This is a genomic window from Microbispora sp. NPDC004025 (assembly GCF_053604425.1).
Map to the genome: position 1 here is coordinate 109,898 of NZ_JBSGHN010000007.1, position 11,545 is coordinate 121,442.

General features: G+C 70.5%; 10 protein-coding genes. 7 read left to right on the forward strand and 3 right to left on the reverse strand.

Annotated features, from left to right (window positions below):
* The first annotated feature begins 48 nt into the window (after positions 1–48).
* The 3 genes from ACWEQG_RS19675 (at position 49) to ACWEQG_RS19685 (ending at position 1,611) form a co-directional block, all read left to right on the forward strand.
* Positions 49–276, forward strand: coding sequence for a hypothetical protein (locus tag ACWEQG_RS19675; RefSeq protein WP_363462405.1), 228 nt, complete (start codon positions 49–51; stop codon positions 274–276).
* A 311-nt stretch (positions 277–587) separates the two neighbouring features.
* Entirely contained in the window at positions 588–998 is a 411-nt protein-coding gene (locus ACWEQG_RS19680) for a MerR family transcriptional regulator (RefSeq protein WP_363462404.1), read from the forward strand.
* A gap of 133 nt (positions 999–1,131) precedes the next feature.
* The gene (locus ACWEQG_RS19685) at positions 1,132–1,611 is read left to right on the forward strand and encodes an ATP-binding protein (protein ID WP_452286493.1); all 480 of its coding nucleotides are present in this window, start codon (positions 1,132–1,134) and stop codon (positions 1,609–1,611) included.
* 15 nt (positions 1,612–1,626) lie between these two features.
* Here ACWEQG_RS19685 and ACWEQG_RS19690 read toward each other — a convergent pair whose 3' ends face one another.
* The 3 genes from ACWEQG_RS19690 to ACWEQG_RS19700 all read right to left on the reverse strand — a co-directional run bounded on the left by ACWEQG_RS19690 (position 1,627) and on the right by ACWEQG_RS19700 (position 6,173).
* Entirely contained in the window at positions 1,627–2,610 is a 984-nt protein-coding gene (locus tag ACWEQG_RS19690; protein ID WP_452286495.1) for an AraC family transcriptional regulator, read from the reverse strand.
* Between the two features lie 127 nt (positions 2,611–2,737).
* Entirely contained in the window at positions 2,738–3,754 is a 1,017-nt protein-coding gene (locus ACWEQG_RS19695) for a LacI family DNA-binding transcriptional regulator (protein WP_363462401.1), read from the reverse strand.
* Positions 3,738–6,173: a beta-xylosidase/alpha-l-arabinosidase gene (locus ACWEQG_RS19700; RefSeq protein ID WP_452286497.1), complete on the reverse strand. Its 2,436-nt coding sequence runs from the start codon at positions 6,171–6,173 to the stop codon at positions 3,738–3,740. Before ACWEQG_RS19700 ends, ACWEQG_RS19695 begins: the two co-directional genes overlap by 17 nt.
* Before the next feature lie 338 nt (positions 6,174–6,511).
* Between ACWEQG_RS19700 and ACWEQG_RS19705 the strand changes: the two genes are divergently transcribed.
* The 4 genes from ACWEQG_RS19705 (at position 6,512) to ACWEQG_RS19720 (ending at position 11,417) form a co-directional block, all read left to right on the forward strand.
* Positions 6,512–7,876, forward strand: coding sequence for an extracellular solute-binding protein (locus tag ACWEQG_RS19705; RefSeq protein ID WP_452286499.1), 1,365 nt, complete (start codon positions 6,512–6,514; stop codon positions 7,874–7,876).
* Between the two features lie 2 nt (positions 7,877–7,878).
* A complete protein-coding gene (locus ACWEQG_RS19710; protein ID WP_452286501.1) occupies positions 7,879–8,793 on the forward strand; it encodes a carbohydrate ABC transporter permease in 915 nt (304 codons plus the stop codon).
* Positions 8,794–8,795: 2 nt separating this feature from the next.
* A complete protein-coding gene (locus ACWEQG_RS19715; RefSeq protein ID WP_452286503.1) occupies positions 8,796–9,698 on the forward strand; it encodes a carbohydrate ABC transporter permease in 903 nt (300 codons plus the stop codon).
* A 276-nt stretch (positions 9,699–9,974) separates the two neighbouring features.
* Positions 9,975–11,417, forward strand: a complete 1,443-nt coding sequence (locus ACWEQG_RS19720) for a chitinase (protein ID WP_452286505.1) — start codon at positions 9,975–9,977, stop codon at positions 11,415–11,417.
* Positions 11,418–11,545: the final 128 nt, after the last annotated feature.

The following is an 11,545-nucleotide window of genomic DNA, read 5'->3' on the forward strand; positions in this document are numbered from 1 at the left end:
CCGCGGCGGTCCGCCGGCACCGGAGACCGCACGTGCAGAGGGAGGACGATGTCCGTCTACCGCGTCAGGATGTACAGCGGCTTTCAGCGCACCCTCACGGCCGACCGCGTCGTCGTCAACGGCGACAACGTCTGTTTCGAGCGGAGCAGGAACGGGTCCTGGGTGGCGGCGCTCCAGGTGCCGGCCCAGCTGGTCACCCGGGTCCGCCGACGGTGCGTCCATGCGGACGGCACGGTGACCTGGAACGTCGAGAGACCGGGGCCCAGCACCTACTGACCGGGACGCTCATTCCCGATCACAGCCGTCATTGCTCTCCAACCTTCCGTGAGAGTAGAGTCTGCCCCGCTTGCGGTGGGACTCCGCTTCGCCGCGTGCCGCCCATCGCAGGCGTCAACGCCACCGCACGGCCCGCCCGGCCCTTCCCCCTCGCCGGGCGCGCCGTCGCGGTGGATCCCGGCACGCGAAATCCCCGCGAGAGGTATGGTCACCGAGGCGTTCAGCGGACTGTGCCGCGGAACGGATCCCTCACGCGAGGGGAGCCGGCGGCACCGCGCACGCGCGGGGGGGCAGGAAGGGTGAGCGGAGCGATGCCTGAGGGTCTGGTGCAGATCGGCGAGGTCGCCGAACGGCTCGGGCTGTCCCTGCGCACCATCCGCCACTACGAGGAGGTCGGCCTGATCGTGCCCGCCCGCACGCAGGGGGGCTTCCGCCTCTACAGCGAGGAGGACGTGCAGCGCCTGGCGCTGATCAAGCGGATGAAGCCGCTGGGGTTCACGCTGGAGGAGATGCGCGACCTGCTGGAGATCACCGACCGGCTGGCCCGCGGCGACGACGACGCCGGCCTGCTCGCCCGGTTGCGGCTGTTCGAGAAGGCGGTGGCCGAACGCGCCGACAGGCTGCGCGAGCAGCTCGCGATGGCCAGGGAGTTCGCCGAGCAGCTCCGCCGCCAGCGGGTCGACGCCCCGAAGCCCGCGGCCGTCCGGACCGCGTCCGGGTAATGGTTCGTTATACGGATACCCGCCTTCGCCTTGGGGATAGCAAGCCCCAGGCCAACCCGCATAGCCTGCGGTAAGTGACGCTCTTTCCGACCGTATGGCGTGCCACGTGCGGAGCGTAGGGGCGCTTCTCCACGTGAGTCCCGCCGCGATGGTGACCAAGGAGCACGACACGATGAACTCGCAGACCATGGACCGCATGGACGTCTCCGCGGCCGAGGCGGTCACTTCCGTGTACACGTTCCCGGTGCCGCACTCTCCTGAGGCGGTCAGCGGCGTGCGGCGACGCGCGCTCCGTGTGCTGGCGGCCTGGGGAACGCCCGGGGCCGCCGCCGAGGAGGCCATGCTGGTGATCTCCGAGATGGTGACCAACGCCGTCCTCCACGCCATGCCGCCGGCCGAGCTGCGGCTCTTCGTCTACGCCGACGGCGACCGCCCGGTCATCCGGGTCGAGGTCACCGACGCCGGGGCGGCGCCGGTGTGGCCGGGGACCGAGCCGTCTCCGGACGAGAGCGGGCGCGGCGGCGTCGTCGTCGACGCCCTCGCCATCCGGCACGGCTCCCTGACCCGCCCCTCCGGCACCACCACGTGGTGGGCGGACCTGCCGGCCCGCTGAGCCGTACGCCCGCCCTCAGCAGTGACGCAGGGTCTCCGAGGGAGACTCCCCGAAACGCCGGCGATAGGCGAGGGCGAACCGCCCCAGGTGGACGAACCCCCAGCGATAGGCGACGTCGGTGACCGAGGTGGTGCCCGGGTCCCGGACCGCGAGTTCGGCGTGGACCCGCTCGAGGCGCACCTCCCGCAGGTAGCTCATGGGCGTCGTCTCCAGCTGACGCCGGAACCCCTCCTGAAGCGCCCGCGCGCCGACGCCCACCGACTCGGCGATCTCCTCCACGCTGAGCGGTTCCGCCGCCCGCGCTTCGATGAGGTCCACGGCCCGTTCCACCGCCGTCGGCGCGACACGGGGCTGGCCGCCCGACAGCGCCTCGCTGTAGTTGCTGGGCTGGGCCAGCAGCAACTGCGTCATCAGCAGCCCTTCGAGCTGCCTGAGCGCGACGGGCTGCTCCAGCATGGCGCCGCCGGTCTCCGCCTCCCGCCTCAGCAGGTCGACGACCGAGAGCCATGATCGGACAGGGGGCCGGGTCAGGTCCATGCCGAGGGAGAAGGTGAGCGGCCTGCGCGGCGTGCGCCCCAAGAGCTTGCAGAGATGGGCTTCGAGCGCCGCTCGATCGAAACGGGCGATCAGCGACACGTGCCCGGCGGCCCAGCGCATGGTCATGGGCCGCGTCAGCGACAGTACGGCGGCGAGCTCGGGCGTCGACACGATCCGCTCGCGGCCGTGGGACACCTCGGCGGCGCCGATCAGGGGGATCTCGACGAGCAGGTAGGTGTCCAGCGGCTGCGGCGTGATCAGCACCTCCGTGCCGTAGCCGAGCGAGTACAGCCCCATCCCGTCGAACGTCATCCCGTTCATGCGAACGTCGAGGCGGATCTCCGGATCCACCGGGCGCAGCCCGTGGTCGCCGAGGTCGTTGCCGACCTTCGTACGGGCCTCGTCGACGTCGTGCGTGCGCACCCGCCGATGCGTGGCGAGTGGTAGCGGCTGTTCGGCCATATCGCCTCCCCGAGTGGGCAGGCCCCCCGTTCCCGCAGGTGGCGGGCGTGATACAAGCCTAAGCGCGCAGGCCACGCGGCGGAACGCGGCCACGGTGAGAACCTGGCCGGGTGATCGCCTCCTCGTCCTACCGCGCGGCAGGGGCGGTCGAGCCGCGCACCACGAGCTCCGTGGCGAGCTCGACGTGGTGGGACTCGATCCGTTCCCCGGCCGCCAGGCGCAGCGCCGTACGCACCGCGACGGCGCCCATCTCCCGCAGCGGCTGCCGCACGGTGGTCAGGGGCGGCGAGGCCATCCGGGCGATCTGGGTGTCGTCGAAACCGACGATGCTCAGGTCCTCCGGCACCCGCAGCCCCCGCTCCCTGGCCGCCTCCAGCACGCCGAGCGCGATGTCGTCACAGCCCGCGAAGACCGCCGTGGGCGCCTCGGGCAGGTCGAGCAGCGCCGCCCCGCCCGCCAGGCCGTCGTGGTAGTGGAAGTGTCCCGTCCGTACGTACCCGGGCAGGACGGGCGTGTCCCCGGCCTCCATGGCGGCCCGGTAGCCGTGCAGCCGGGCCTGGTTGCAGGTCGCGGTGGTCGGACCGCCCAGATAGGCGACACGCCGGTGGCCCAGCGCGAGCAGGTGCTGCGTCGCGGCCAGGCCACCGGCGAAGTTGGTCGAGCCGACGCTGATCACCCGGGTCCGCGGCAGGTTCAGCGGGTCGATCACGACCAGGGGCAGCCGCGCCCGGGCCAGCGCGGCGAGCTGCCCGGAGGTCAGCTCGCCGGTGACGGCGACCAGCGCACGCCGCCCGGCCGCGACCAGGTCGCGCGCCCACCCCGCGGTGCGGTCGGCGTTGCGCCGGATGCTCACCACGACCGCCACGTCGAGATCGGCCCCGGCCTGCACCGCGCCCTGGACGATCTCGGTGGAGTACGCGTTGAGGTCCGCGTCGAACTCCACCTCGATCGTGTCGGGCGCGGGCTCACCCCGGCGCTGCGGCGGCGCGACGTAGTCGTGCTGCTCCAGCAGCGACAGCACCAGGGAACGGGTCTCCGGCGCGACGTCGCTGCGGCCGTTCAGCACCTTCGACACGGTCGCGACCGACACCCCCGCGGAGGCCGCGACCGTGGCGAGAGTGGCCCGCCTACGACTGGGCGGCATCTGTTCCTCCCTGCTCGGGACCCGCCGCCGGGCGAACCTCCGCGGGGGTGACCAGCCGCCGGCCGCGGCCGACGTGGCGCAGCGGGCCGGTCAGCCGTACGCGGCCCCGGCACGGCAGGTCCGACGCGGAGGTGCCGACGAACACCTCGACGTCTCCGGGCTCGACGATCCGGCGCAGGTCGCGGCCGGTGAAGGCGGTCCTGTCCGCGTGCACCGCGAAGGTCGCCCGCGCGCTCTCGCCGGGCTCCAGGCGCACCCGGACGAACCCGGCGAGCTGCCGCACCGGCCGGGTCACCTGGGCGAGCACGTCGTGCAGGTAGAGCTGGACGACCTCCTCGCCCGCCCGGCCGCCGGTGTTGCGCACGCGCACCGACACGGTGAACTCCCCGTCGGTGGGCACCTCGTCGCCGCTGATCTCCAGGTCGTCGACCTCGAACGTCGTGTAGGACGTGCCGTGGCCGAACGGGAACAGCGGCGTCGGGTCGAGGTTGCTGATGCCGTGGCTGTCGGAGCCGAGCGGCGGCTGCAGGTAGGTGCCCGGCTGCCCGCCCGGGGTCCGCGGGATCTGCACCGGCAGCTTCCCGCTGGGCTGCACCCGGCCGGACAGGACGCCGGCGACGGCCGCCCCGCCCTCCTCGCCCGGCATGAACGCCTGGACGAGCGCGGCGGCCCGGTCGCGCACCCGCCCCAGCGCGTACGGCCGGCCCGACACGACGACCACCACGACCGGCGTCCCGGTGGCGGCCAGCTCGATCAGCAGATCCTCCTGCGCTCCGGGCAGCCGCAGGTCCTCGACGTCGCAGCCCTCGCCGGAGGTGCCGTTGCCGAAGAGCCCGGCAAGGTCGCCGACGACGGCCACGCACAGGTCGGCCTCGCGAGCCGCCCGGATCGCGGCGTCGAAGCCGGAGCGGTCCTCGTCACGCCAGTCGCAGCCCCGCTCGTGGACGATCTCGGCGTCCGGCAGCTCGGCCCGCAGCGCGTCGAGCAGGCTGGGGGCCTCCAGGCCGAGGCCGAGCCCGGGGTAGCGGGGCAGCACGTGGTTGGGGAAGGCGTAGCAGCCCATGAACGTGCGGGGGTCGTCGGCGCAGGGCCCGACCACCGCCAGCCGCCGCGGCCCGGTCCGCCCCTCGCCCAGCAGCGGCAGCGCGGTTCCGGCGTCGAGCAGCACGATCGACCGCTCGGCCAGCTCCCGGGCCAGCGCCCGGTTGTCCGGCGAGTCGAGGTCCACGGCGTCCGCCCCGGCCACCGACTTCTCCGGCGTCCAGTCCGGGTCGAGCAGCCCGAGTTCCACCTTCTGGGTGAGCAGCCGGCGCGCGGCCCGGTCGATCAGCGACTCCGGCAGCTCACCCCGCCGCACCCGCTCGGCCAGGTGCTGGCCGAAGCCGAGCGTGTCGGGCAGTTCGACGTCGAGGCCCGCGGTCAGCGCGAGCACCCCTGCATCCTCGTGGTCCGCGGCGACCTGGTGCATCTTCGCGAGGAACGCGATCGCCCAGTAGTCCGAGACGACCGTGCCGGTGAACCCCCACTCGTCGCGCAGCACCTCGGTCAGCAGCCACGGGTCGGCGGCGGCGGGGACGCCGTCCACGTCGGAGTAGGAGTTCATGACCGAACGGGCGCCGCCCTCGGCGATGGCGGTCTCGAACGTCGGCAGGATCATGTCCATCAGCTCGCGCCTGCCCATGGGCACCGGGCCGTGGTTGCGGGCCGCGCGGGAGGCGGAGTAGCCGGCGAAGTGCTTGAGCGTGGCGATGACCCCGGCGCGCTCCAGGCCGCGCACGTAGGCGGCGCCGAGCGTCGCGACGAGGTACGGATCCTCGCCGATCGTCTCCTCGACCCGGCCCCAGCGGTAGTCGCGCACCACGTCCAGCACCGGCGACAGGCCCTGGTGGACGCCCACGGCACGCATGTCCCGCCCGATGGCGGAGGCCATCCGCTCCACCAGCTCAGGGTCGAACGTCGCCCCCCAGGCGATCGCGGCCGGGTAGACGGTCGCTCCGTAGGTGGTGAAACCGGTCAGGCACTCCTCATGCACCAGCGCCGGGATGCCGAGGCGGGAGTGCTTCACCACCTCCTGCTGCAGCCGTACGACCTCCGCCGCGCCCTCCGCCGCGGTCACCGGAACGCTGCCGAAAACCCGCGTCAGGTGGCCGAGACCGTGGCGTGCCGCCTCCTCGATCGGCACCGTCCCGGAGGCGGCGAAAACGTCCTGCATCGGGGCGACGTTGTGCGCGCCGTCAGGCTCCACCTCCTGCTCGGGCTGCATGTCGTTCCCGATCCACCGGCTGCCGAGCTGGCCGATCTTCTCCTCAAGGGTCAGTTCCGAGAGGAGGGCCTCGACCCGGTCGGCCACGGGAAGTGCCGGGTCCTGCCATGCCCGGAGCGTCCCGTCCGCCGTTTGCGTCCGATCTGGGGCCGTCATCTGCTCTCCTCAAGAAGTTTCGAAACATTTCGGTGTCTGCGGCGAATTCGCGCTCAGTGTTTCATTCTGATCAAGATCACCCGGTAGACGCCTGTTCGCCGGTACTTTACACACGCCTCACGCTGAGCTGGAGAGGTCGTGAGAGCGCTCTTGACAGTGAGGTACCGCAAATCTAGATTGGCGTGCCACGCGGCTTGTGTCGAAATGTTTCGAAACGAGCTGAATTCAAGAAGGAGTGGACAGTGGCACCGGGGTGCCGATCCACATCGCCCCCCGCCGCGTCCGAGTCGTTTTCAAGAGCCGCGGCCAGCCTCGGCATTCGACGTACGGAGATCAGCGTGGAGTCCAGGACACCATCCCGCCGCAACTTCCTCAGCCTTTCGATGGGCCTCCCCCTCGGCGCCGCGTTAGCGGCCTGCGGCACGTCCGGCCCGGCTCCGTCCGGCGGAGGTGCCTCGGGCGGCGCCGCCGGCGGCAACGGCGGCGGCGGGGGCAAGGCCAGCTACTGGTTCCTCCAGGGCCCGCCCGGTGAGGCTCCCCGCACCGCGGCCGTCGAGCGGTTCAACAAGGCCAACCCCAACGGCCAGATCGCGATCACCACGATCCAGAACGACGCCTACAAGACGAAGATCAAGACCGCGATCGGCGCGAACCAGGCGCCGACCATCATCTGGGGCTGGGGCGGCGGCGGTCTGCGCAGCTACGTGCAGGCCGGCCAGGTCGAGGACCTCACCTCGTGGTTCGGCGAGAACGCCGCCGTCAAGGACCGGCTGTTCCCCGGCGCCTTCGGCGCCGCCACGATCGACGGCAAGATCTACGCGATGCCGTGCGAGACCGTGCAGCCGATCGTGCTGTTCTACAACAAGAGGGTCTTCGAGAAGGTCGGCGTCCAGCCGCCGCAGTCGTACGGCGACATTCTCGAGCTGGTGAAGAAGTTCAACGCGGCGGGGATCGCGCCGTTCTCGCTGGCCGGCCAGTCGCGCTGGACGAACATGATGTGGCTGGAGTTCCTCTTCGACCGCATCGGCGGTCCCGAGGTGTTCCAGGCCGTCTTCGACGGCGAGAAGGACGCCTGGAACAACCCCGCCTCCATCGAGGCCCTGACCAAGATGCAGGAGCTCATCAAGGCCAACGGCTTCATCAAGGGCTTCTCCTCCGTCACCGCCGACTCCAACGCCGACCAGGCGCTGCTGTACACCGGCAAGGCCGCGATGATGCTGCACGGCAGCTGGTCGTACGGCATCCAGCAGGAGCAGGGCGGCGACATCGTCTCGAGCGGCGGCCTCGGCTGGATGAACTTCCCGGGCGTCGACGGTGGCAAGGGCGACGCGAGCAACACCGTCGGCAACCCCGGTCAGTACCTGTCGATCTCCTCCAAGGCGACGCCCGAGGAGAAGGAGATCGCCAAGAAGTTCTTCGCCACCGGCGTGCTCGACGACGCAGAGCAGAAGCAGTGGGTCGAGACCGGTGGTGTGCCGATCGTCAAGGGCTCCGACAAGCTGTTCACCGGCTCCAAGGACGCCGAGTTCCTGAACTTCGTCTACGGCGTCGCCAGCAACGCCAAGGTCTTCGCCCAGTCGTGGGACCAGGCGCTCAGCCCGACCGCGGCCGAGGTGCTGCTGGACAACATCGCCAAGCTGTTCCAGCTGTCGATCTCGCCCCAGCAGTTCGCCACGAACATGAACGCGGTCATCGGTAAGTAAACATGTCGGCTATCTCCGCTCGAAGGACGTCGTCCGCCGCCGCCACGCGCGGCGGCGGCGTCCTGCCATGGCTGGCCCTGCCGGCCCTGGTGGCCTTCGCCGTTTTCGCGCTGATTCCGCTCATCGGGGTCCTGCTGCTCAGCTTCACGTCCTGGGACACGCTGGGCGAGATCCAGCTGACCGGGCTCGAGAGCTGGAAGTCCGTACTCACCGACCCCGGCCTGCCCCACGCGCTGTGGGTGACGTTCCTGATCATGCTGCTCTCCTGGGCCTTCCAGACCCCGGCCAGCATCCTGATCGGGGTGTTCCTGGCGGGCCGCCAGCGCTACCGCGAGCTGCTCGCGGTGCTGTACTTCATCCCGCTGCTGCTCAGCTCCGCGGCCATCGCGATCACCTTCAAGGCGCTGCTCGACCCGAACTTCGGGCTCGGCGCCGGGCTGGGCCTCGACTTCCTCACCCAGGACTGGCTCGGCGAGCCCGGCCTCGCCTTCGGCGTCGTGATCTTCGTGGTGTCGTGGCAGTACATCCCGTTCCATTCGCTGCTCTACCAGGGCGGCGTTCGGCAGATTCCGCGTTCGCTCTACGAGGCCGCGGAACTGGACGGGGCGGGGCGCGTCCGCATGTTCTTCAGCATCACACTGCCGCAGCTCAAGTACACGATCATCACGTCCTCGACGCTGATGCTCGTCGGCTCCCTGACCTTCTTCGACCTGATCTTCGTGCTGACCGAGGGCGGTCCCGGCGACGCAACCCGCGCGCTCGCCCTGGACATGTACAAGCGCGGCTTCCAGGCCAACCTCATGGGAGCGGCCTGTGTGATCGGTGTCATCCTCGTCCTCGTGGGCCTCGCTCTGGCGCTGCTGCTACGCCGTATCGGCGGCCGCGACCCCTACGCCAGTCAGTTGGAAGGGGCCTGACCGTGACCGCGACCCACACATCGAGGGCAGCCAAGCGCCCCGCCACGTCCGGGGCGCACGGACGCCATCCGGCGAAGAGCCGGCAGCGCCCGAACTGGCTGGGTGGGCTGGTGAGCTGGCTGTGGCTGGCCGTGGTGATCATCCCGATCTACTGGATCGTGGTCACCAGTCTGAAGACGCAGTCCAACTACTACTTGACCAACCCGTTCGCGCCGCCCGCCGATCCGACGCTGGACAACTACCGGCTCGTGATCGAGATGGACTTCCCGCTGTACTTCCTGAACAGCATCGTCGTCGCCATCGGCACGGTGATCCCGTCGGTGCTGTTCTCGTTCATGGCGGCGTACGCGATCGTCCGGAGCAGTGGCGCCAGCCGCTTCCTGCGCGGGGTCAACTCGCTGTTCCTCATGGGCCTGGCCATCCCCCTGCAGGCGACGGTCATCCCCGTCTACCTGCTGATCATCAAGATGCAGCTCTACGACTCGCTGACGGCGCTGATCCTGCCGTCGATCGCCTTCGCGATCCCGCTGTCGGTGCTGGTCCTGTCCAACTTCATCAGGGACGTGCCGAAGGAGCTGTTCGAGTCGATGCGGCTCGACGGCGCGACCGAGTGGAAGACGCTGTGGGGCCTGGCCTTCCCCCTCACGCGGCCCGCCGTGGTGACGGTGTCGATCTACAACGCGCTGCAGGTCTGGAACGGGTTCCTGCTGCCGCTGATCCTCACCCAGAGCCCCGACAAGCGCACGCTGCCGCTGGCGCTGGCGGCGTTCCAGGGGGGACCGTACGGCGTCAACGTGCCCGCCGTGCTCGCCTCCGTCGTGCTGACCATCCTGCCGATGCTGATCCTCTACACGGTCGGCCGCCGTCAGCTGCTCAGCGGTCTGACCGCCGGTTTCGGCAAGTAGGCCGGGACCAAGAAGGAACGGCCTCACGCTCCGCCGTACAGACGGCCCATGTCGACGAGTTCGACATCGGGCCGTCTTTCGGCGTACCGGACCAGTGCGTCCGGAAATCCGGGACGGGCCAGCAGAAGGGTCTTGAACGGGCGTCTTTCCGGGGCTACGCTCACGCCAAAACTATTAGGAAACTTTCCTAAGCGAAGGGAAGGCCACGCGACCGGCCGTCGTGTCACCCGACGCCTCCTCGCGGACGCCGATCGGCACCCCGGAAGGACGGCACTGATGAAGAAACGGCTCCTCGGCGCGTTGTTGCTCGCGCTGGGTCTCTGTCTGGCAGGGGTCGGGACCGGCCCCGTTCCCGCGTCGGCGCAGTCCACCGCGGTCCTCGCGTACGCGGCCTGGGCGCCGAACACCTGGTACGCCGTGGGCACGCGGGTGACCTACGACGGCGTCGACTACGAGTGCGTCCAGGCGCACACCTCTCTGACGGGATGGGAGCCGCCCATCGTCCCCGCGCTGTGGAAGGCGCTCGCGGGCGGGGGCGGCCCGGGCACCGGCACGCCCGGGCAGCCCGGCGCCCCCCGGGTGACCGGCAGCTCCGACACATCGATCTCGCTGTCGTGGACCGCCTCCGGCGGGACCGTGACGGGCTACCGCGTCTACGAGGGCACGACCCAGCGGGCCCAGGTCACCGGCACCACCGCGACGATCGGCTCGCTCGGCGTCTGCACCGCGCACACCTACACCGTCAGGGCGTACAACTCGGCGGGCGAGTCCGCGGCGAGCGCCGCCGTCACCGGCACGACCACCGGGTGCTCCTCGGGCGGGGCGCTGCCCCGGCACATCCTCACCGGCTACTGGCACAACTTCGTCAACCCGGCCGTCGAGCTCAAGCTGTCGCAGGTGCCGCGGGACTACGACGTGGTCGCGATCGCGTTCGGCGAGGCGACCAGCACGCCGGGCCAGGTGAGGTTCGCCCTCGACCCCGGCCTGTCCACCGCCGTCGGCGGCTACACTGAGGCCCAGTTCAAGGCCGACGTGCAGGCGCTCAGGCAGCGCGGCCAGAAGGTCATCCTCAGCGTCGGCGGCGAGGCGGGCCACGTGCAGGTGGCCGGTTCGGCGGCGGCCACGGCGTTCGCGAACTCGGTCTACTCGATCATGCAGACCTACGGGTTCGACGGCGTCGACATCGACCTGGAGAACGGCCTGAACGCCACCTACATGGCCCAGGCCCTGCGCGAACTGCGGGCCAAGGCGGGCTCCGGGCTGATCATCATGATGGCTCCGCAGACCATCGACATGCAGTCGACCGGCATGGAGTACTTCAAGCTCGCGCTGAGCATCAAGGACATCCTCACCGTCGTCAACATGCAGTACTACAACTCCGGCGCGATGCTCGGCTGTGACCAGAAGGTCTACAGCCAGGGGTCGGTGGACTTCATGACCGCGCTGGCCTGCATCCAGCTGGACAACGGCCTGCGCCCCGACCAGGTCGGCCTCGGCCTGCCCGCGGGCCCCGGCGCGGCGGGCGGCGGCGTCGTCTCGCCGGCCGCGGTCACCAACGCGCTGAACTGCCTGGCTCGGCGCACCGACTGCGGCTCGTTCGTCCCGTCGCGGACCTACCCGGACATCCGCGGCGCGATGACCTGGTCGATCAACTGGGACGCCTCGAACAACTGGAACTTCTCGAAGACGGTCAAGCCGTTCCTCGCCACCCTTCCCTGACGCCCTTCCGGAACACGTGGACGCCCCGCACCCGAGTGCGGGGCGTCCTGCACCCCCTACTAGGGCTGACCTCCCCCTACACGTTCTCGCGCGGCACGCGCGCGGCGTCGGTGCCGTGAGCACACCGG

Excerpts from the sequence above, each read along its gene's own strand:
- ACWEQG_RS19675 (WP_363462405.1), top strand. The coding sequence starts at position 49 with ATGTCCGTCTACCGCGTCAGGATGTACAGCGGCTTTCAGCGCACCCTC.
- ACWEQG_RS19680 (WP_363462404.1), top strand. The coding sequence starts at position 588 with ATGCCTGAGGGTCTGGTGCAGATCGGCGAGGTCGCCGAACGGCTCGGG.
- ACWEQG_RS19690 (WP_452286495.1), bottom strand. The coding sequence starts at position 2,610 with ATGGCCGAACAGCCGCTACCACTCGCCACGCATCGGCGGGTGCGCACG.
- ACWEQG_RS19695 (WP_363462401.1), bottom strand. The coding sequence starts at position 3,754 with ATGCCGCCCAGTCGTAGGCGGGCCACTCTCGCCACGGTCGCGGCCTCC.
- ACWEQG_RS19700 (WP_452286497.1), bottom strand. The coding sequence starts at position 6,173 with ATGACGGCCCCAGATCGGACGCAAACGGCGGACGGGACGCTCCGGGCA.
- ACWEQG_RS19710 (WP_452286501.1), top strand. The coding sequence starts at position 7,879 with ATGTCGGCTATCTCCGCTCGAAGGACGTCGTCCGCCGCCGCCACGCGC.
- ACWEQG_RS19720 (WP_452286505.1), top strand. The coding sequence starts at position 9,975 with ATGAAGAAACGGCTCCTCGGCGCGTTGTTGCTCGCGCTGGGTCTCTGT.